Consider the following 18875-nt stretch of genomic DNA (forward strand, 5'->3'; position numbering starts at 1 on the left):
ATGCCCTGGTCTCAGGGCGAGGCGATGCCCTGGTCTCAGGGCAAGGCGATGTCCCGGCCTCAGGGCAAGGCGATGCCCTGGTCTCAGGGCGAGGCGATGCCCTGGTCTCAGGGCAAGGCGATGTCCCGGCCTCAGGGCAAGGCGATGCCCTGGTCTCAGGGCGAGGCGATCGAGGCGATGACGCCGATGATCACGGTGATGGCGATCATCGTGCCGAAGATGAGCAGGAGCTTCTTCTGGCTGTTCGGGGGGTTCGGGTCGAGCACAGGCATGGGGTCAGTGTCGCATCCCGGCTTCGTCCTCGACCGTGCGGTCCCGCCCGGCCAGGATGCCGACCGCCATCTGCGGCAGCATCAGCCCGGCCATCAGCGCGAGCGGCAGTTCCCAGCCACCGCTGTGCTGGTAGAGCACGCCCACCAGCAGCGGCCCGGGGATGGAGATCAGATAGCCGGTGCTCTGCGCGAACGCGGAGAGCCGTACGACGCCGGCGCCGGTGCGGGAACGCATGCCGATCATGGTCAGCGCGAGCGGGAAGGCGCAGTTGGAGATGCCGAGCAGCAGCGCCCAGGCCCAGGCGCCGGCGGCCGGGGCCAGGAACAGGCCCGCGTAGCCCGTCAGTCCGCACAGGCCGAGGGCGACGACGATCGGGCCCTGCGTCTTCAGCCGGGTGGCCAGCCGGGGGATCACGAAGGCGAGCGGAACGCCCATGACCATGGTCACGGCGAGCAGCACACCTGCCGTGCCGGCCGGGACTCCGGCGTCGCGGAAGATCTTCGGCATCCAGCCCATGGTGATGTACGCGCCGGTGGCCTGGAGGCCGAAGAAGCAGGCGAGGGCCCAGGCGGTACGGCTGCGGGTGATGCGCGGGGCGGGTGCCTGCCCGGTCCGCCCGCCCGCGGACGCGCCGAGCCGCGCGGAGGCCGTGCCCGTACTCGTGCCCGTGCCTGTACCCGGACCTGCGCTCGTGCCCGTACCCCTGCCCCTGCCCCTGCCCCGGTCGCGGTCGCGGTCGCGCACCAGCAGGATCCACGGCAGGACGGCGACTGCGGCGAGCCCGGCCCAGACGACGAGACCGGTGCGCCAACTGCCGCCCAGCGCCTCCGTCATGGGCACGGTCGCGGCCGCTGCGAGCGCGGTGCCCAGCGACAGGGCCATCGAGTAGAGCCCGGTGACGCTGCCGACACGATCCGGGAAGTACCGCTTGACGATCACCGGCATCAGGACGTTGCTCACGGCGATGCCCACGAGGGCGAGCGCGCTGGCGGCGAGGAATCCGACGGTGCCGCCCGCGAAGGGACGTATCAGCAGTCCCGCGGTGATGGCGGTCATTCCGGCGCAGACGATGGCGGCGGGGCCGAAGCGACGGGCGAGCCGGGGCGCGGTGATGCCGAAGACCGCGAAGCAGAGCGGCGGTACGGACGTGAGGACTCCGGCGACGCTGCCGCTCATGTGGAGTCCGCTCTGCACCTCTGCGAGGAGGGCGCCGAGGCTGGTGATGGCGGGGCGGAGGTTGAGCGCGGCGAGGACGAGACCGACGACGACGAGCCGCGCGAGCCACGCCTGGGACTTCGGCGCGGGAGAATCGACCCGTGTACGGGGTGCCGTGGTCGCGGGGCTCAGGGTGCGGGTCTGGGTCTCGTCGGACATGGAGCCATCATAGAATCATGGGATGATTGGTTGTCCAATCCCGTACGACTCTGGCGTACGCCTGTGCGTACGGCTCCCCATCAACTTTCCGTACGGCTTTCATCCGACAGACTTCTGTATGACGTCGCTTACCGATCCCGCGGACAAGGAGCACCATGGCGCTGACCTCTCCCCGGCGTTCCGCCCTCTCGGACCAGGTGATCACCGAGCTGCGGAACCAGATCACCTCGGGTGAGTGGCCGGTGGGCTCGCGGATTCCGACCGAACCCGAACTGGTCGAGCAGCTGGGCGTGGCTCGCAACACCGTCCGCGAGGCGGTCCGCGCGCTCGCCCACAACGGGCTCCTGGACATCCGGCAGGGCTCGGGCACCTATGTCGTCGCGACGAGCGAGCTGGCCGGGGTCATGCACCGCCGGTTCGCCGACGCCGACCCGCGGCACATCGCCGAGCTGCGCTCCACCCTCGAGTCCTCCGCGGCCCGGCTGGCCGCCGAGCGCCGTACGGAGCGGGAGCTGAAGCAGCTGGACACGCTGTTGGCGCGCCGCGAAGAGGCATGGGAGTCGGGCGACGCCGAGGTGTTCGTCGCGGCCGACGCCACATTCCACCTGGCGGTCGTCGCAGCGTCCCACAACGACGTGCTGACCGCGCTCTACGCCGACCTGGGTGATCTGCTGCGCGACTGGCTGCGCGACGACGTGGGGCAGGAGCTGCGCCCGGAGAACCACATGGACCATGCGCGGCTGGTCGAGGCGATCCGCGCGTGCGACGGGGACACGGCGGCGTCGGAGGCCGCGAGCTACCCCTTCATGTGTCTGCGCAACGGCGTGTGAGCCGCACGGTCGCGATCGTCACGAACCGCACGGTCGCGATCGTCACGAGGGCCGGCGCAGATGGCTCACCCAGACGGTGCGTATCTCCTTCCAGCAGCGCTCGCTCAGTTCGGCGCGGCCGGTCGGGCCGAGGTCGACGGGCTTGCTGTCGGCGTCGACGTCCCACCACCGCTCGCACTCGACGTGGAGCTGGACCCGGTCGGTGTCCAGGTAGGGGTTGTGGCAGTACGCCGTGGCCCGGGAGCCTTCGACGTAGACGCTGCAGTCGGCCCCGAAGGGCCGGGGAGCGGACTCCCCGCGCGTCTGGGAAGCCGCTGGGGGTACCGGCCACAGAAGGGCCACCAGTACCCCCAGCGCGGACGCTGAACGCCAGGACGTACGCACAAGCAGACCTCCTCGGCCGTACTGCGGCGAACGCCGCTGCTGCACCACAAGGGAGGGATTGCCTCTCCAGGGTCACCCGGCCGGGGGGCTGTCCGCCCGTTCCATTGACCCGAACGGGCGATGCCCCGGCCCCCCGCACACAGCGGGTGACCGGGGCATCGCAGGCGTCCGGGCGACGCCCTGACATTCGTTACGCTGCGTTACGCACCCATCATGTGCACGCCACCGTCGACGTGGATGATCTCGCCCGTGGTCTTCGGGAACCAGTCGGACAGAAGCGCGACGACACCGCGGCCGGCCGGCTCCGGGTCGGCCATGTCCCACTCCAGCGGGGAACGGTGGTTCCACACGTCCGCGAGCTCCGTGAAGCCGGGGATGGACTTGGCAGCCATGGAGCCGATGGGGCCGGCCGAGATGAGGTTGCAGCGGACGTGCTGCTTGCCCAGGTCACGGGCGAGGTAGCGGGAGGTGGCCTCCAGCGCGGCCTTCGCCGGGCCCATCCAGTCGTACTGCGGCCAGGCGAACTGGGCGTCGAAGGTCAGGCCGACCACCGAGGCGCCCTCCTGCGGGATCAGCGGCAGGCAGGCCATGGTGAGCGACTTCAGCGAGAACGCGGAGACGTGCATCGCGGTCGCCACGGACTCGAACGGCGTGTTCAGGAAGTTGCCGCCGAGCGCGTCCTGCGGGGCGAAGCCGATGGAGTGGACGATGCCGTCCAGACCACCGAGCTCCTCGCGCACGGCGTCCTCGAGGCGGCCGAGGTGCTCGTCGTTGGTGACGTCGAGCTCGATGACCTTGGTGGGCTTGGGGAGCTTCCTGGCGATCCGCTCGGTCAGGGTGGGCCGCGGGAAGGCCGTCAGGATGATCTCCGCGCCCTGCTCCTGGGCCAGCTTGGCGGTGTGGAAGGCGATGGAGGACTCCATCAGCACACCGGTGATGAGGATGCGCTTGCCGGCGAGGATTCCACTCATGTGATCAGTGACCCATGCCCAATCCGCCGTCAACGGGGATGACGGCTCCAGTGATGTACGAGGCGTCGTCGGAGGCGAGGAACTTCACCGCGGCGGCGATCTCCTCCGGCTGCGCGTAACGGCCGAGCGGCACCTGCGAGACGATGCCCGCGCGCTGCTCGTCGCTGAGCACCTTGGTCATGTCGGTGTCGACAAAACCGGGCGCGACGACGTTGAACGTGATGTTCCGCGACCCGAGTTCGCGGGCGAGGGAACGGGCGAAGCCGACCAGGCCGGCCTTGGAGGCGGCGTAGTTGGCCTGACCCGCGGAGCCGAGCAGGCCGACCACGGAGGAGATCAGGACGACACGGCCCTTCTTGGCCCGCAGCATGCCGCGGTTGGCCCGCTTCACGACACGGAAGGTGCCGGTGAGGTTGGTGTCGAGAACGGAGACGAAGTCCTCCTCGGACATCCGCATCAGCAGCTGGTCCTTGGTGACGCCGGCGTTGGCGACGAGCACCTCCACGGGACCGTGCTTGTCCTCGATCTCCTTGTAGGCCTGCTCCACCTGTTCGGCGTCGGTGATGTCACACCTGACGGCCAGGCAGCCGAGCTGGGTCAGGGCCTCCGGCGGCTCCCCCGACCGGTATGTGATCGCGACCTTGTCACCGGCTTCGGCGAACGCGCGGGCGATGGCGAGGCCGATGCCCCGGTTTCCTCCGGTGACGAGAACCGAGCGGCTCAACGGATCACCCTTTCGATAGCGGTCTGGTACTGCGAAAACCTATCGGTACCGCCCCTTCTGCAAGGGATCGACCCCTGACAGTGGCGTACCGGATGCACTGTCGGGTCCCTACAGAAGGCCGCCCGGCGGGGCGGTCCCGAGCCCGGGCCCCTGGCCAGGACCGGTCCTGGCGTGTCGTTTCCCGACGTCGCCGGCTCGTTCCCCGGCATGCCCCGCCGTCGCAGACGGCAAAGCGATGGCCGTCGTGACTGTCGGCACTGCATGATTCACTGCGAGTCGTAATCGGTTGGGTCGAGAAGGGGAGGGCCGCTGTGCCCCATGACATCGATCAGTCTTTCCTGGCGCTGCCGCTGCGGGCGCTCGCCGACGCGGCGCTCGCGCGGGCCCGCGCGCTCGGCGCCGAGCATGCCGACTTCCGGCTGGAGCGGGTGCGCAGCGCGGCGTGGCGGCTGAGGGACGCGAAGCCCGCCGGTTCCTCCGACACCACCGATCTCGGGTACGCGGTGCGGGTCGTGCACGGCGGGGCATGGGGTTTCGCGTCCGGGGTCGATCTGACCATGGACGCGGCAGCGCGGGTCGCGAGCCAGGCCGTGGCAATGGCCAAGCTGTCCGCGCAGGTGATCGCGGCGGCCGGGTCCGACGAGCGGGTGGAGCTCGCGCAGGAGCCGGTGCACGCGGACCGTACGTGGGTCTCGTCGTACGAGATCGATCCGTTCACGGTCGCCGACGAGGAGAAGTCCGCGCTGCTGACGGACTGGAGCACGCGGCTGCTGCAGGCGGTTGGTGTGGCGCACGTGGACGCCTCGCTGCTCACCGTGCACGAGAACAAGTTCTACGCGGACACGGCGGGCACCGTCACCACGCAGCAGCGGGTGCGGCTGCATCCGCAGCTCACGGCGGTCGCTGTGGACGAGACGACCGGTGAGTTCGACTCGATGCGGACGATCGCGCCGCCGGTCGGCCGAGGCTGGGAGTATCTGACGGGGACGGGCTGGGACTGGGACTCCGAGCTGGAACAGATCCCGGAGCTGCTCGCCGAGAAGATGCGCGCGCCGAGCGTCGAGGCGGGGGCGTACGACCTGGTCGTGGACCCGTCCAACCTGTGGCTGACGATCCACGAGTCGATCGGCCACGCCACCGAGCTGGACCGGGCGCTCGGCTACGAGGCGGCGTACGCCGGCACGTCCTTCGCCACCTTCGACCAGCTGAACAAGCTGCGCTACGGCTCGTCGGTGATGAATGTGACCGGTGACAGGACGGCGGAGCACGGTCTCGCCACGGTCGGGTACGACGACGAGGGCGTCGAGGCGCAGAGCTGGGACCTCGTCAAGGACGGCACGCTCGTCGGCTACCAGCTGGACCGGCGCATCGCGCGACTGACGGGTCTCGGCCGCTCCAACGGCTGCGCGTTCGCGGACTCGCCCGGGCATGTTCCCGTGCAGCGGATGGCGAACGTGTCGTTGCAGCCGGAGCCGGGCGGTCTTTCGACGGAGGATCTGATCGGAGGCGTGGAGCGCGGCATCTACGTGGTCGGCGACCGGTCCTGGTCGATCGACATGCAGCGCTACAACTTCCAGTTCACCGGGCAGCGTTTCTACCGGATCGAGAACGGCCGGCTGGCCGGTCAGCTGCGGGACGTCGCCTACCAGGCGACGACGACGGACTTCTGGGGCTCGATGGAGAAGGTCGGCGGCCCGCAGACGTACGTCCTCGGCGGCGCCTTCAACTGCGGCAAGGCCCAGCCGGGCCAGGTCGCGGCGGTCTCCCACGGCTGCCCGTCCGCGCTGTTCCGCGGCGTCAACATCCTCAACACGACTCAGGAGGCCGGTCGATGAGCGGTCACCACGGAATCGGCCGGGGGTCCGGGGGACGACACCCGGGAAAGCACAGTCTCAACACGACTCAGGAGGCCGGTCGATGAGCCCTGTCAGCAAGCCGCACGAGATCGTCGAGCGTGCCCTCGAACTGTCCACCGCCGACGGGTGTGTGGTCATCGCAGACGAGCATTCGTCGGCCAATCTGCGCTGGGCGGGGAACGCGCTGACCACGAACGGGGTGACCCGGGGCCGTACCCTCACCGTGATCGCCACGGTCGACGGGACTCAGGGCACCGCGTCCGGTGTGGTGTCGCGGTCGGCGGTGACCGCTGACGACCTGGAGCCGCTGGTGCGGGCCGCCGAGGCCGCCGCCCGGGCCGCGGGTCCCGCGGAGGACGCGCAGCCGCTGGTGTCCGGCGTCCCGGTGGCCGGGGACTTCACGGACGCCCCGGCCGAGACGTCCTCGGCCGTCTTCGCGGACTTCGCGCCCGCGCTCGGCGAGGCCTTCGCCCGGGCCCGGTCCGGCGGACGTGAGCTGTACGGCTTCGCCAACCACGAGCTGACCTCGACGTATCTCGGTACGTCGGCGGGCGTACGGCTCCGCCACGACCAGCCGAACGGCACGCTGGAGCTGAACGCGAAGTCGCCCGACCGCAGCCGCTCGGCGTGGGCGGGCCGCTCGACGCGGGACTTCAAGGACGTGGACCCGGCGGCGCTCGACGGGGAGCTGGCGATCCGGCTGGGCTGGGCGGAGCGCCGTATCGAGCTGCCCGCGGGCCGGTACGAGACGCTGCTGCCGCCGACGGCGGTGGCGGATCTGCTGATCTACCAGCTGTGGTCGTCCTCGGGCCGGGACGCCGTGGAGGGCCGTACGGTCTTCTCGAAGCCCGGCGGCGGCACCCGCATCGGCGAGTCCCTCTCCGAGCTGCCGCTCACACTGCGCAGCGATCCGAACGAGCCGGGTCTTGAGTCCGCGCCGTTCGTGATCGCGCACTCCTCCGGTGACGACGCCTCGGTGTTCGACAACGGTCTGCCGCTGTCGGCGACGGAGTGGGTACGGGAGGGCACGCTGGACCGGCTTATCACCACCCGGCACAGCGCGGGCCTGACCGGGCTGCCGGTCGCTCCCGGCGCCGGCAATCTGATCCTGGAGGGCGGCGGCGAGCGGTCCCTGGAGGAGATGGTCGCCTCGACCGAGCGGGGGCTGCTGCTGACCTGCCTCTGGTACATCCGCGAGGTCGACCCGGCGACGCTGCTGCTGACCGGGCTGACCCGGGACGGCGTCTATCTCGTCGAGAACGGGGAGGTCACCGGCGAGGTGAACAACTTCCGGTTCAACGAGTCGCCGGTCGACCTGCTGTCGCGGGCCGCTGAGGCCGGGCGTACGGAGAAGACGCTGCCGCGTGAGTGGAGCGACTGGTTCACCCGGGCCGCGATGCCCGCGCTGCGCATCCCGGACTTCAACATGAGCTCGGTCAGCCAGGGCGTATGAGCCCGGCGGCGAGCCCATAGACTGCTGAAGCAGCAGACTGCGAAAGCAACCATCGCAGTCATCGCAGCCATCATCGTTTTCACCCTTGTTCGAGGAGATACAGGACCGTGACGGACATCGTCGACGAGCTGAAGTGGCGCGGGCTTTTCGCCCTGTCCACTGACGAGGACGCTTTGCGCAAGGCGCTCGCGGACGGTCCCGTCACGTTCTATTGCGGCTTCGACCCGACGGCGCCCAGCCTGCACGTGGGGCATCTGGTGCAGGCGCTCACCATGCGCCGGCTCCAGCGTGCGGGCCACCGCCCACTGGCGCTGGTGGGCGGGGCGACGGGTCAGATCGGTGACCCGAAGCCGACGGCGGAGCGCACGCTGAACGATCCGGAGACCGTCGCGGCCTGGGTGGAGCGGGTGCGTGCCCAGATCGAGCCGTTCCTGTCCTTCGAGGGCGAGAACGCCGCGGTGATGGTGAACAACCTGGACTGGACGGCGGGCATGTCCGCCATCGAGTTCCTGCGGGACATCGGCAAGCACTTCCGCGTCAACAAGATGCTGACCAAGGACTCGGTCGCCCGCCGGCTGGAGTCCGACCAGGGCATCAGCTACACCGAGTTCAGCTACCAGCTGCTGCAGGGCATGGACTTCCTGGAGCTGTACCGACGCTACGGCTGCGCGCTGCAGCAGGGCGGCAGCGACCAGTGGGGCAACCTGACCGCGGGCCTGGACCTGATCCACCGCCTGGAGCCGCACGCGAACGTGCACGCGCTCGCGACGCCGCTGATGACCAAGGCGGACGGCACCAAGTTCGGCAAGACCGAGGGCGGGGCGGTCTGGCTGGACCCGGAGATGACGACGCCGTACGCGTTCTACCAGTTCTGGCTGAACGTGGACGACCGGGACGTCTCCACGTACATGCGGATCCTCAGCTTCAAGAGCCGTGAGGAGCTCGAGGAGCTGGAGAAGCTCACCGAGGAGCGGCCGCAGGCGCGTGCCGCACAGCGTGCTCTCGCCGAGGAGCTGACGACGCTGGTGCACGGCGCCGACCAGTGCGCGGCCGTCATCGCCGCGTCGAAGGCGCTCTTCGGTCAGGGCGAGCTGAAGGAGCTGGACGAGAGGACGCTGAGCGCGGCGCTCTCCGAGCTGCCGCACGCGCGGGTGGCCGAGCCGGCCGCGGTGGCGGATCTCTTCGCCGAGGTCGGTCTGGTCGCGAGCAAGTCGGCGGCCCGCCGCACCATCAAGGAGGGCGGTGCCTACGTGAACAACGTGAAGGTGACCGCCGAGGACGCGGTGCCCGCCGCCGACGATCTGCTGCACGGACGCTGGCTCGTGCTGCGCCGCGGAAAGAAGAACCTGGCCGCGGTGGAGGTCACGGCCGGCTGATCCGGCACATGGCACACGACGGCGGCCGGGCGGGGCGATCAGGATCGAGCCCCACCCGGCCGCTGTCGTACACGGAGGCCCTCTGACCGCTGTCGTACGTGGGCGCCGCCAGGCCACAGTCGTACGCCCGGCGCCGTCAGGCCGCCTGCTTCTTGCCCCGCACCGACATGTAGAGCATGTCGCCGACACCGACGACGATCAGGGCGGCGACGATCTGCAGGGCGTGGCGGCCCCAGTCGATGCCCGGGGTCTCCGCGATCCCGAAGGCTCCCGCGAGGGCGTTGCCGGCGATCCCGCCGATGATGCCGAAGATCGTGATCAGCCAGAGCGGGCTGTGCTGCTTCCCCGGCAGGATCGCCTTGGCCAGCAGTCCCAGCACAAACCCGACAATGATCGCCCACAACCAGCCCATGGCTGCCTCCTGGTCGGATCGACGTGAGCAGTTACGGACAGTCTCAACGTATCGGCCATACGACGCATGTCGAACAGCTTCGTACACAGTACGCAGAGGTACCGTCCACCGAGGTGAAGCGGCCCCGGTCTCGAATGCGTCGGAGCGGCGGCGTACCGTTGAAGCAGGTCCGGACCTGGGGAGAGTCCGGCGTGGCAGCCGGGCGGTGGAACGACATGCGGAAGCACAGCACGACCGAGGTCTTCCGGATCACCGGAGCCCGTCAGGGACTGGCCGAAGATGTGCGCGGCCGGCAGCGCCGCTATGTGATCTCGATGTCGATCCGGACCCTGGCGGTGATCCTGGCCGCGACGCTCTGGAACGTCGAACGGCATGTGGCGATCGTGGCGCTGGTGCTGGGCGCGACGCTGCCGTACATCGCCGTGGTGATCGCCAACGCGGGCCGCGAGAGCGCTCCGAAGCTGCCCCCCACCTTCATCCCGGCCCCCACGCGTCCGGTGCTCGGCGCCGGACCTTCCGAACCGGAATCCGCCGCATCCGACCGGAAGGCCCAGGCGGAGGGGCAGGCGGAGGACGAGGCGGAACGGACGACCCGGCAGGGCTGACCGGCGACGCCGGGCATACCTGCCCGTGAAGCTCAAGAAAAGCTCAGATCAATCATGAAGTTCCTGTGCACCACAGCCCGTTCCGCGTGACATACTGCGTGTGCGCTCCGCATCCCCCGTCGGAGCGACGGACCGACGCCGGGCAGCTCCCCCCGTGGCTGCTCGGCGTCGCCACGTTGGGGACAATGATCCGGTGAGTGACGAGACCCCGATCTGTTCCGCGAAGGGCTGCCGGGCAGCCGCCGTCTGGGTACTGGCCTGGAACAACCCGAAGCTGCATACGCCCGAGCGCCGCAAGACCTGGCTCGCCTGCGACGAGCACCGCGAGCATCTGTCCCAGTTCCTCGGTGTCCGCGGTTTCCTGAAGGACGTCGTGACGCTCGACGCGTGGGAGCGGGATTCAGCCGCCGATGGCTGACATGGGGCGCTGGGGCTGGAGGAACGCCGGGTCGTCCAGACCGGATCCGGCCTTCTTCCCCCACATCGCGAGCTTCCAGATCCGGGCGATCTCCTCGTCCGGCGCGGCGGAGCGCAGAGCGCCTCGCAGATCGGTCTCCTCCTGCGCGAACAGGCAGGTGCGGACCTGTCCGTCGGCGGTCAGCCGGGTGCGGTCGCAGGCGCTGCAGAAGGGGCGGGTGACGGAGGCGATGACTCCGACCCGGTGCGGTCCGCCGTCCACGAGCCAGCGCTCGGCGGGCGCGGAGCCGCGTGCCTCGTCGCCCTCGGGCGTGAGACTGAAGCGCGTGCGCAACGACTGAAGGATGTCGCCCGCGGTGATCATCCCGTCACGCTTCCAGCCGTGCTGGGCGTCCAGCGGCATCTGCTCGATGAAACGCAGCTCGTAGTCGTGCTCGACGGCCCAGGCGAGGAGGTCGGGCGCCTCGTCGTCGTTGAGCCCCGGCATCAGGACCGTATTGACCTTGACCGGGGTCAGTCCGGCGTCGCGGGCGGCCTGGAGACCCTCCAGCACATCGTGGTGGCGGTCGCGGCGGGTGAGGGTCTTGAAGACGTCCGGGCGGAGCGTGTCGAGCGAGACATTGACCCGGTCCAGGCCGGCGGCCTTGAGGGCGGTCGCGGTGCGCTTGAGGCCGATACCGTTGGTCGTCAGCGACATCTTGGGGCGGGGCGCCAGCGCGGCGCAGCGCTCGACGATGCCGACGAGGCCGGGCCTCAGCAGCGGCTCGCCGCCGGTGAAGCGGACCTCGGTGATCCCCAGCTGGGTCACGGCGATACGGATGAGCCGGACGATCTCGTCGTCGGTGAGGAGGTCGGGCTTTGCGAGCCACTGCAGGCCTTCTTCGGGCATGCAGTAGGCACATCGCAGATTGCACCGGTCCGTGAGCGAAACCCGCAGGTCAGTGGCCACACGGCCGTAGGTGTCGATGAGCACTGTGGGCCCCCTCCCCATGTCCGGAAGTCGTACGGGAAAACATCAAGGTCGTACAAGAACTCGTATGGAAGCGAGCCTACGCGAGACCTCTGACAACGACAGGGGCCGTTTGCCACGAGGTGCGCCGCGGCCGCGTCGTAGAACCCTACGACGCGGCCGTGGTCATGCGTATGAAGGATTCCTCCTCAGTGGGCGCCGATGCCTGTGAGGGACTTGACCTCCAGCTCGGCGTACTTGCCCGCGTCCGGCTTCTCCTTGGAGAGCAGGGAGCCGATCCAGCCGAGCAGGAAGCCCAGCGGGATGGAGACGAGCCCGGGGTTCTCCAGCGGGAACCAGGCGAAGTCCGCCGAGGGGAACATCGACGTCGGCTTTCCGGAGACGACCGGGGAGAACAGCACCAGGACCACCGACGAGACCAGGCCGCCGTAGATCGACCACAGGGCGCCCTGCGTGGTGAACCTCTTCCAGAACAGGCTGTAGAGGATCGTCGGCAGGTTCGCGGAGGCGGCGACCGCGAAGGCGAGCGCGACCAGACCGGCCACGTTCAGATCGCGGGCCATCGCACCGAGGGCGATGGAGACGATGCCGATGAAGACGGTCGCCCAGCGGGCCGCGCGGACCTCCTCCTTCTCGCTGGCCTGTCCCCTGCGGATGACGTTGGCGTAGATGTCGTGCGCGAAGGACGACGAGGACGCCAGGGTGAGGCCGGCGACGACGGCGAGGATGGTGGCGAAGGCCACCGCGGAGATCACCGCGAGCAGGATCGCGCCGCCCGCCGAGTCGACGCCGCCGATGTGCAGGGCGAGCAGAGGCGCGGCGGTGTTGCCCGCCTTGTTGGAAGCCTTGATCTCCTCCGGGCCGACGAGCGCGGCCGCACCGAAGCCCAGCGCGATGGTCATCAGATAGAACCCGCCGATGATGCCGATGGCCCAGATGACCGACTTACGGGCGGCCTTGGCCGTGGGCACGGTGTAGAAGCGGATCAGGATGTGCGGCAGGCCCGCGGTCCCGAGCACCAGGGCGATACCGAGCGAGATGAAGTCCAGCTTGGAGGTGCCGGTCGCGCCGTACTTGAGGCCGGGCTCCAGGAAGGCCGCGCCCTTGCCGCTCTGCTCGGCGGCCTTGCCGAGCAGGTCGGAGACGTTGAAGTTGAACTTCCACAGCACCAGGAAGGTGATGAGCAGGGTGCCCGCGATGAGCAGGACGGCCTTGACCATCTGCACCCAGGTGGTGCCCTTCATGCCGCCGATGGTGACGTAGAGGATCATCAGAACGCCGACCAGGCAGACGATCGCGACCTTGCCCGCGTCGCTGGTGATGCCGAGCAGCAGTGAGACGAGGACGCCGGCACCCGCCATCTGCGCGAGCAGATAGAAGATCGAGACCACGATGGTGGAGGTTCCGGCGGCGGTACGGACCGGGCGCTGGCGCATGCGATAGGCGAGGACGTCGCCCATGGTGAAGCGGCCGGAGTTGCGCAGCGGTTCGGCCACGAGCAGCAGGGCGACCAGCCAGGCGACCAGGAAGCCGACGGAGTAGAGGAAGCCGTCGTACCCGAAGAGGGCGATCGCACCGGCGATACCGAGGAAGGACGCAGCGGACATGTAGTCGCCGGAGATGGCGAGGCCGTTCTGGAAACCGGTGAACTGGCGGCCGCCGGCGTAGAAGTCGGCGGCGTCCTTGGTCTGCCGGCCTGCCCAGACGGTGATGAACAGCGTCGCGACGACGAAGGCCGCGAAGAGCGTGATGATCAGCGGCCGGTGCTCGGTGGTGGCGCTCGATGCCGCGAGCTGCGCGTACTGGAGGGTGGTGCCGCTCATGCGCCGGCCTCCATCCCGGACTTGATCGCTTCCGCCTTGGGGTCGAGCTCGTCGGCCGCGTGCCGCGCGTAGAACCAGGCGATGAGGAACGTGGTGGCGAACTGGGCGAGCCCGAGGACAAGGGCCACGTTGATGTTGCCGAAGAGCTTGGTGCCCATGAAGCCGCCCGCGTAGTTGGACAGCAGGACGTAGAGCAGGTACCAGGTGATGAAGGCGATGGTCAGGGGGAAGGCGAAGGAGCGGTAGGTGCGGCGCAGTTCGCCGAATTCCGCACTCTCCTGCACCTCGACGAACGACTCTGTCGTGAGCTGGACGGGACTGGTGTCCGTGCCGCCGGGCGGCGGCGGTGCATCGGTAGCCACGGAATCTCCTCGCGACGCGGGTGCGGTAGGTGGACGGTTGGGACCTCTGCATGTGCCCGGGGGGGGAGCGGTGATGTCGCTCCTCCCCCTGACAACGGCACGGAAGGCGCCCCGAAGCGGTTCACCTTCGGCCTTTTCCTGTCGGGAGTTTCCGGCGAACTTCCGTCCGAAGCCTTGAAGTCGTTGATATGTGCCGATGATCGGCGATAGCTTCGCTCGTCATGTACCCGCCCAGTCACACGCCGTGGCTGGGCGGCTCGCCCGGATGATGTGGAGACCCCATGGCTCATCTGCCCGCCAGACGCAAGCGCGCAATAGCTCTGCCCGCCGGTCTGGCGCTCACGGCGTCGCTCGGATTCCTGCCCGCGGGCCCGGCGACGGCCGCACCCGCCGACGACACGCCCACTGCCGTCACGGCGAGCGGCCCGACTCTGTCGTACGTCGTCAACACCTCTGGCGGTCACTCCACCGCCACGTCGGTGAAGCGGGCGATCGAGAGGGCCGGCGGCACGGTGGTGATCGCCTACGACCGGATCGGCGTCATCGTCGTCCACTCGCAGAACCCCGACTTCGCGCGGCAGATCCGTACGGTGCGGGGTGTCGTCTCGGCGGGTGCCACCCGTACCAGCCCGCTGGCCGCGCAGAACGACCACGCCATCGACGCGGAGCAGCCGCTCACCTCCGCGGAGATGAAGGCGGCCGCGACGAACGCGACCGACGAACAGGATCCGCTGGAGCCGCTGCAGTGGGACCTGCCCGCCATCAAGGCGGACAAGGCGCACCAGCGGACGCTGGGCAGCAGCAACGTCACGGTCGCCGTCCTCGACTCGGGCGTCGACGACACCCACCCGGACATCGCGCCGAACTTCGACAGTGCGGGATCGGCCAACTGTGTGAGCGGCGTGCCGGTCACCAAGGACAAGGCATGGCGGCCGACGGCCACCGAGAGCGACCACGGCATGCATGTGGCGGGCACCATCGCCGCCGCCAAGAACGGCTTCGGCGTCACCGGTGTCGCTCCGGGCGTGAAGGTCTCCAGCCTCAAGGTGGCCAACCCGGACGGGTTCTACTACACCGAGGCGGTCCTCTGCGGCTTCATGTGGGCTGCCGACCACGGGGCCGATGTGACCAACAGCAGCTTCTACACCGACCCGTGGCTCTACAACTGCAAGACCGACGAGGACCAGAAGGCCCTGGTCGAGACGCTCACCCGGGCCACCCGGTACGCGGAGCGCAAGGGCGCGGTGAACGTCGCCTCGGCCGGCAACTCCCGTACGGACCTCGCCGCCGACGAGGTCACCGACACGACCAGCCCGAACGACACCACCCCGGTGTCTCGGGTCGTCGATCTGCGCGAGTGCCTGGACATCCCGGCCATGCTGCCGGATGTCGTCACGGTCTCGGCGACCGGCGCCAAGGGCCTGAAGTCGTCGTACTCGAACTACGGTCTCGGGGTCGTCGACATCGCGGCGCCGGGCGGTGACTCCACGGTGTACCAGCCGCCGGAGGCTCCGGCCACCAATGGCCGGATCCTTTCGACGACGTTCAAGGGCGGCCACACCTGGACCTACAAGGCCGGCACCTCCATGGCGTCCCCGCATGTCGCGGGTGTCGTCGCGCTCATCAAGTCGAAGCACCCGTACATCTCGGCGGCCGGGGTGAAGGCGCTGCTGTACGCGCAGGCCGACGACCACGACTGCGCCAACCCGTACGACATCGACGGCGACGGCAAGGTCGACGCGGTGTGCGAGGGCGGGAAGAGCGAGAACGGCTTCTACGGGGCCGGGATGACGGACGCACTGGACGCGGTGCGCTGGTAAGGCGGTTGGGGGAGGGCCCGGGCGTGAACGGTCACGCCCGGGCCCTTTCCATGTCCGGTCCTGGCACCGGGTGCCATAGTGCGGGGATGACTGACACTCCTTCACGCGGCGGGCGCGGTGGGCACGGTGGGCCCAGGGGGTCCGGCAGGTCCGGCAGGTCCCTGACTCCAGGCAGGTCCGGCGGCACGGAGCGGCTGTGGGCGGCGCTCGGCGGTGACCCCGCACTCACCGGGCGGGGCTCGTACGGCGGCCCGTCGGGGCTGCTCGCGGCCCGACTGCCGGTCATGGAGCTGGCCCGCGCCACGGTGGCGGTGTGCTCGCTCGCGGCGGCGGAGCACGCCGCGCGCCGCGCCGGCGGGAACTGGGGCTCCTGCCCCAGACCCCTGATTCGGGGGCTCTACCCCCGAACCCCCGCTCCTCGATCGCCGGAGCGGCTCCTATGGAGCCCGTCTGGGGTCTCCCCCAGCGAAGCTCCGGGGGAGATTGAGGACACGGCCGAAGGGCGTACGGGGGTCTGGGGGCCTGCGGCCACGCGGCGGAGCCGCACATCGAGCACAGCCGGGAAGGGGCGGGGAGGGGGGAGGCGGAAGCCGCACGCGCCCTACGGCTTGACGAGGACCTTCAGCGCGGTGCGCTCGTCCATGGCCCGGTAGCCGTCGGGGACACCGTCCAGGCCGACCGTCACGTCGAAGACCGGGGACGGGTCGACCGTGCCGTCCAGGACGTCCGGGAGCAGCTCGGGTATGTACGCACGGACCGGTGCGACGCCCCCGCGCAGTGCGATGTTGCGGTCGAACATGACGCCGAGGTCGAGACCGGTGCCGCTGCCGTGCGGGACGCCGACGTAGCCGATGGCGCCGCCGTCGCGGGTGATCCCGACCGCGGTGCGCATGGACTGCTCGGTGCCGACGGCCTCGATGACGGCGTGTGCGCCCTGGCCGCCGGTCAGTTCGCGCACGGCCGCGACGGCCTCGTCGCCGCGCGCCGCGACGACGTCCGTGGCGCCGAAGGTCCGCGCGATGTCGGTACGGACCTGATGCCGGCCGAGCGCGATGATCCGTTCGGCGCCGAGCCGCCTGGCGGCGAGCACCCCGCACAGGCCGACTGCTCCGTCACCGACGACGGCGACCGTGCTTCCCTTCGTGACGCCGGCACCGACGGCGGCGTGGTGGCCGGTACCCAGCACGTCTGAGAGCGCGAGGAGCGCGGTCAGCAGCCGGTCGTCGGAGGCGGCGGCCGCGGGGAGCTTGACGAGGGTGCCGTCGGCGAAGGGCACGCGCACGGCCTCGCCCTGGCCGCCGTCGCTGCCGGGCGAGCCCCAGAAGCCGCCCCGCGGGCAGGACGTGTGCAGCCCCTCCGCGCAGTACTCACAGGTGCCGTCGGACCACACGAACGGCGCGACGACGAGATCGCCGGGCACAAACCCGCTCACCCCGGCGCCCGCCTCCTCGACGACGCCCAGGAACTCGTGGCCGATCCGCTGCCCGGGCTGCCGTTCCGACTCGCCGCGGTACGCCCACAGGTCGCTGCCGCATATACAGGCCCGCAGGACCCGCACCACGACGTCGCCCGGCTCCTGCAGCCTCGGGTCGGGCACGTCCTCCACGCGCATGTCGAACGGGGCGTGGATCGTGGTGGCGCGCATGTCGGACGGGTCCTTGCTGTTCAGACGGCAGTACGCGCCTCACGGTACGCCCGGTCGGGTACGGGCGCGCACCCGAGTGTGCCCAGGGCACCCCGCGTCAGCAGATACTGCGCCCCCGCGTACGTGAGCGTGATCCAGAAGTCGGGCGCGGGAAGCTGCGGCCATTCGGCGATCCCGGTCGCCAGGAGCAGGTCGGAGAGCAGGAACAGCGCTCCGCCCGCCGCGGCGGTGCGCCCGAGGGCGCCAGACCGGTAGGCCATGGCGGTCAGCAGCAGCGAGTACCCGGCGACGGGGATCCGCAACTCCGCCGGCAGGTCGGCCCAGAGCAGCCCGATGGCACCGGCGAGGACCGCGCCGTACGCGATGCCCAGGGCCGGGCTCGTGCGCCTCCTGCCGAAGAGCACGAGGTAGCAGACGTGCCCTGCGGCGAAGAGCCCCATCCCGACAAGGAACGCCCAGTCGGCGTCGGCCATCAGGAACACGTCCCCGCCCCAGCCGCAGAGCAGCGCCGCGACGAGCAGCCGGGGCGCGCCCCGGGTCGCCGCGTATGCCGCGAGCAGCGCCATCAGCAGCGGCTTGGCGATCAGATGCCCGGTGTCCTGGCCGGCGAGCAGCGCGCTCAGGTCGGCGGCGAGTGCCATCCAGAACGCGCCCGGCAGCACGCGGGCCAGGCGCTCCCGGTTCATGAGGAACGCTCCTGCCCGGCGGCCGCGGCCACGCCCCCCTCGGCGGGCTGCCATCCCGGCCCCCGGAACAGCCGCCCGGCGCGCTCGTGCCAGTTGCCCGCCGCCCGTACGTCCCGGGCGATGGCGACGTACTCGTGCGTGGCGACGCGCAGCGGGTTGTACGTCGCGATGTTCTTGGTGAGCCCGTACACGGGCCGCTCGGTCTCGGCCGCGAACGACCGGAAGACCCGGTCCCAGATGATCAGGATCCCGCCGAAGTTCCGGTCCAGATAGCCGCCTTGGGAAGCGTGGTGCACCCGGTGGTGGGAGGGGGTGTTCAGTACGTACTCGAAGGGCCGCGGCAGTTTGTCGATCCGCTCGGTGTGGATCCAGAACTGGTACACGAGGTTCGCGGAGGAGCAGAACGCGAGGGCGGCCGGGTGGACGCCGCAGGCGATCACCGGCAGGTAGAACGGCCAGGAGGTGAACCCGGTCCACGGCTGGCGCAGCGCGGTGCTGAGGTTGAACTTCCGGCTGGAGTGGTGGACGACGTGGCAGGCCCACAGGATCCGGATGACGTGATGACCGCGGTGGGACCAGTAGTAGAAGAAGTCCTGCGCGAGCAGCATCAGCAGGACCGTCCACCAGAGGACGGGGACGCGGAGCGGGGTGAGCTCGTACACCGCGGTGTAGATCGCGACGACCGGGATCTTCCACAGGAGGTCGAAGCCGAGGCTGCCGAGACCCATGCTGATGCTGGTGGCGGCGTCCTTGGTCTCGTAGCCGGCGGCGTCCTCGTCGGGATGGAGCCGGTAGCTCACCATCTCCACGACGGTGAGCAGGACGAAGGCGGGTATCGACCACAGCACGGCGTCGGGCAGGTTGGGCGGCATGCGGGCACCGTAGAGGCGGGTC

Annotated in this window: 19 protein-coding genes and 1 pseudogene; 8 read left to right on the top strand and 12 right to left on the bottom strand. The window is 69.9% G+C overall.

Annotation, left to right across the window (positions count from 1 at the left end):
• Positions 1-155: 155 nt before the first annotated feature.
• Complete coding sequence (locus tag ACZ6ZQ_RS21655) at positions 156-272, bottom strand: SGM_5486 family transporter-associated protein (RefSeq protein ID WP_469770135.1); 117 nt, start codon at positions 270-272, stop codon at positions 156-158.
• Between the two features lie 4 nt (positions 273-276).
• On the bottom strand, positions 277-1647 hold the full coding sequence (locus tag ACZ6ZQ_RS21660; RefSeq protein WP_469770136.1) for a CynX/NimT family MFS transporter: 1371 nt from the start codon (positions 1645-1647) through the stop codon (positions 277-279).
• Between the two features lie 155 nt (positions 1648-1802).
• On the opposite strand from ACZ6ZQ_RS21660, the gene ACZ6ZQ_RS21665 reads away from it, so the two are divergent.
• Positions 1803-2477 (top strand): FadR/GntR family transcriptional regulator, encoded by a 675-nt coding sequence (locus ACZ6ZQ_RS21665; protein WP_469770137.1) that lies wholly within the window; start codon positions 1803-1805, stop codon positions 2475-2477.
• Positions 2478-2519: 42 nt separating this feature from the next.
• On the opposite strand, the gene ACZ6ZQ_RS21670 is transcribed toward ACZ6ZQ_RS21665, so the two are convergent.
• The 3 genes from ACZ6ZQ_RS21670 to fabG all read right to left on the bottom strand — a co-directional run bounded on the left by ACZ6ZQ_RS21670 (position 2520) and on the right by fabG (position 4556).
• On the bottom strand, positions 2520-2861 hold the full coding sequence (locus ACZ6ZQ_RS21670) for a hypothetical protein (protein WP_469770138.1): 342 nt from the start codon (positions 2859-2861) through the stop codon (positions 2520-2522).
• Positions 2862-3061: 200 nt separating this feature from the next.
• Positions 3062-3832: an enoyl-ACP reductase FabI gene (fabI, locus tag ACZ6ZQ_RS21675; protein ID WP_453668649.1), complete on the bottom strand. Its 771-nt coding sequence runs from the start codon at positions 3830-3832 to the stop codon at positions 3062-3064.
• A 4-nt stretch (positions 3833-3836) separates the two neighbouring features.
• The gene (gene fabG / locus ACZ6ZQ_RS21680; protein ID WP_453668648.1) at positions 3837-4556 is read right to left on the bottom strand and encodes a 3-oxoacyl-[acyl-carrier-protein] reductase; all 720 of its coding nucleotides are present in this window, start codon (positions 4554-4556) and stop codon (positions 3837-3839) included.
• A gap of 311 nt (positions 4557-4867) precedes the next feature.
• On the opposite strand from fabG, the gene ACZ6ZQ_RS21685 reads away from it, so the two are divergent.
• From ACZ6ZQ_RS21685 to tyrS, 3 genes are all read left to right on the top strand, one after another.
• A complete protein-coding gene (locus tag ACZ6ZQ_RS21685; RefSeq protein WP_469770139.1) occupies positions 4868-6391 on the top strand; it encodes a TldD/PmbA family protein in 1524 nt (507 codons plus the stop codon).
• 82 nt (positions 6392-6473) lie between these two features.
• Positions 6474-7865, top strand: a complete 1392-nt coding sequence (locus ACZ6ZQ_RS21690; protein WP_469770140.1) for a metallopeptidase TldD-related protein — start codon at positions 6474-6476, stop codon at positions 7863-7865.
• 107 nt (positions 7866-7972) lie between these two features.
• Positions 7973-9241 carry a tyrosine--tRNA ligase gene (gene tyrS, locus ACZ6ZQ_RS21695; protein ID WP_469770141.1) on the top strand — a complete coding sequence of 423 codons (1269 nt, stop codon included), beginning with the start codon at positions 7973-7975 and terminating at the stop codon, positions 9239-9241.
• Between the two features lie 136 nt (positions 9242-9377).
• Here the strand turns inward: tyrS and ACZ6ZQ_RS21700 are convergent, their stop codons facing one another.
• The gene (locus tag ACZ6ZQ_RS21700) at positions 9378-9653 is read right to left on the bottom strand and encodes a GlsB/YeaQ/YmgE family stress response membrane protein (protein WP_469770142.1); all 276 of its coding nucleotides are present in this window, start codon (positions 9651-9653) and stop codon (positions 9378-9380) included.
• A 215-nt stretch (positions 9654-9868) separates the two neighbouring features.
• Between ACZ6ZQ_RS21700 and ACZ6ZQ_RS21705 the strand changes: the two genes are divergently transcribed.
• Both ACZ6ZQ_RS21705 and ACZ6ZQ_RS21710 read left to right on the top strand, forming a co-directional pair.
• The gene (locus tag ACZ6ZQ_RS21705; protein ID WP_469770269.1) at positions 9869-10258 is read left to right on the top strand and encodes a DUF3099 domain-containing protein; all 390 of its coding nucleotides are present in this window, start codon (positions 9869-9871) and stop codon (positions 10256-10258) included.
• A 193-nt stretch (positions 10259-10451) separates the two neighbouring features.
• Positions 10452-10676, top strand: a complete 225-nt coding sequence (locus tag ACZ6ZQ_RS21710; protein ID WP_469770143.1) for a hypothetical protein — start codon at positions 10452-10454, stop codon at positions 10674-10676.
• On the opposite strand, the gene moaA is transcribed toward ACZ6ZQ_RS21710, so the two are convergent.
• From moaA to ACZ6ZQ_RS21725, 3 genes are all read right to left on the bottom strand, one after another.
• Positions 10659-11648 (bottom strand): GTP 3',8-cyclase MoaA, encoded by a 990-nt coding sequence (gene moaA / locus ACZ6ZQ_RS21715; protein ID WP_469770144.1) that lies wholly within the window; start codon positions 11646-11648, stop codon positions 10659-10661. The two genes, ACZ6ZQ_RS21710 and moaA, sit on opposite strands and share 18 nt — an antisense overlap.
• A gap of 185 nt (positions 11649-11833) precedes the next feature.
• Positions 11834-13468: a solute symporter family protein gene (locus ACZ6ZQ_RS21720; protein ID WP_469770145.1), complete on the bottom strand. Its 1635-nt coding sequence runs from the start codon at positions 13466-13468 to the stop codon at positions 11834-11836.
• Positions 13465-13830: a DUF485 domain-containing protein gene (locus ACZ6ZQ_RS21725; RefSeq protein WP_469770146.1), complete on the bottom strand. Its 366-nt coding sequence runs from the start codon at positions 13828-13830 to the stop codon at positions 13465-13467. Before ACZ6ZQ_RS21725 ends, ACZ6ZQ_RS21720 begins: the two co-directional genes overlap by 4 nt.
• 281 nt (positions 13831-14111) lie before the next feature.
• Between ACZ6ZQ_RS21725 and ACZ6ZQ_RS21730 the strand changes: the two genes are divergently transcribed.
• Together ACZ6ZQ_RS21730 and ACZ6ZQ_RS21735 are read left to right on the top strand one after the other, a co-directional pair.
• A complete protein-coding gene (locus tag ACZ6ZQ_RS21730) occupies positions 14112-15650 on the top strand; it encodes a S8 family peptidase (protein ID WP_469770147.1) in 1539 nt (512 codons plus the stop codon).
• Between the two features lie 86 nt (positions 15651-15736).
• Positions 15737-16042, top strand: a pseudogene (locus ACZ6ZQ_RS21735) (hypothetical protein); the annotation flags it as partial.
• A gap of 209 nt (positions 16043-16251) precedes the next feature.
• On the opposite strand, the gene ACZ6ZQ_RS21740 reads toward ACZ6ZQ_RS21735, so the two are convergent.
• From ACZ6ZQ_RS21740 to ACZ6ZQ_RS21750, 3 genes are read right to left on the bottom strand one after another with little or no spacing between them, the layout of a single operon-like run.
• A complete protein-coding gene (locus tag ACZ6ZQ_RS21740) occupies positions 16252-17295 on the bottom strand; it encodes a zinc-dependent alcohol dehydrogenase family protein (protein ID WP_469770148.1) in 1044 nt (347 codons plus the stop codon).
• Positions 17296-17315: 20 nt separating this feature from the next.
• Positions 17316-17981, bottom strand: a complete 666-nt coding sequence (locus ACZ6ZQ_RS21745) for a lysoplasmalogenase family protein (protein WP_469770149.1) — start codon at positions 17979-17981, stop codon at positions 17316-17318.
• Positions 17978-18853, bottom strand: coding sequence for a sterol desaturase family protein (locus ACZ6ZQ_RS21750; protein ID WP_469770150.1), 876 nt, complete (start codon positions 18851-18853; stop codon positions 17978-17980). Before ACZ6ZQ_RS21750 ends, ACZ6ZQ_RS21745 begins: the two co-directional genes overlap by 4 nt.
• Positions 18854-18875: the final 22 nt, after the last annotated feature.

It is taken from the genome of Streptomyces sp. NPDC053673 (assembly GCF_055585225.1).

What these genes read in the sequence shown, in the direction of transcription:
- ACZ6ZQ_RS21655 (WP_469770135.1), bottom strand. Translation starts at nt 272, where the DNA reads ATGCCTGTGCTCGACCCGAACCCCCCGAACAGCCAGAAGAAGCTCCTG.
- ACZ6ZQ_RS21660 (WP_469770136.1), bottom strand. Translation starts at nt 1,647, where the DNA reads ATGTCCGACGAGACCCAGACCCGCACCCTGAGCCCCGCGACCACGGCA.
- ACZ6ZQ_RS21665 (WP_469770137.1), top strand. Translation starts at nt 1,803, where the DNA reads ATGGCGCTGACCTCTCCCCGGCGTTCCGCCCTCTCGGACCAGGTGATC.
- fabI (WP_453668649.1), bottom strand. Translation starts at nt 3,832, where the DNA reads ATGAGTGGAATCCTCGCCGGCAAGCGCATCCTCATCACCGGTGTGCTG.
- ACZ6ZQ_RS21690 (WP_469770140.1), top strand. Translation starts at nt 6,474, where the DNA reads ATGAGCCCTGTCAGCAAGCCGCACGAGATCGTCGAGCGTGCCCTCGAA.
- ACZ6ZQ_RS21700 (WP_469770142.1), bottom strand. Translation starts at nt 9,653, where the DNA reads ATGGGCTGGTTGTGGGCGATCATTGTCGGGTTTGTGCTGGGACTGCTG.
- ACZ6ZQ_RS21705 (WP_469770269.1), top strand. Translation starts at nt 9,869, where the DNA reads ATGCGGAAGCACAGCACGACCGAGGTCTTCCGGATCACCGGAGCCCGT.
- ACZ6ZQ_RS21720 (WP_469770145.1), bottom strand. Translation starts at nt 13,468, where the DNA reads ATGAGCGGCACCACCCTCCAGTACGCGCAGCTCGCGGCATCGAGCGCC.
- ACZ6ZQ_RS21730 (WP_469770147.1), top strand. Translation starts at nt 14,112, where the DNA reads ATGGCTCATCTGCCCGCCAGACGCAAGCGCGCAATAGCTCTGCCCGCC.
- ACZ6ZQ_RS21740 (WP_469770148.1), bottom strand. Translation starts at nt 17,295, where the DNA reads ATGCGCGCCACCACGATCCACGCCCCGTTCGACATGCGCGTGGAGGAC.
- ACZ6ZQ_RS21745 (WP_469770149.1), bottom strand. Translation starts at nt 17,981, where the DNA reads ATGAACCGGGAGCGCCTGGCCCGCGTGCTGCCGGGCGCGTTCTGGATG.
- ACZ6ZQ_RS21750 (WP_469770150.1), bottom strand. Translation starts at nt 18,853, where the DNA reads ATGCCGCCCAACCTGCCCGACGCCGTGCTGTGGTCGATACCCGCCTTC.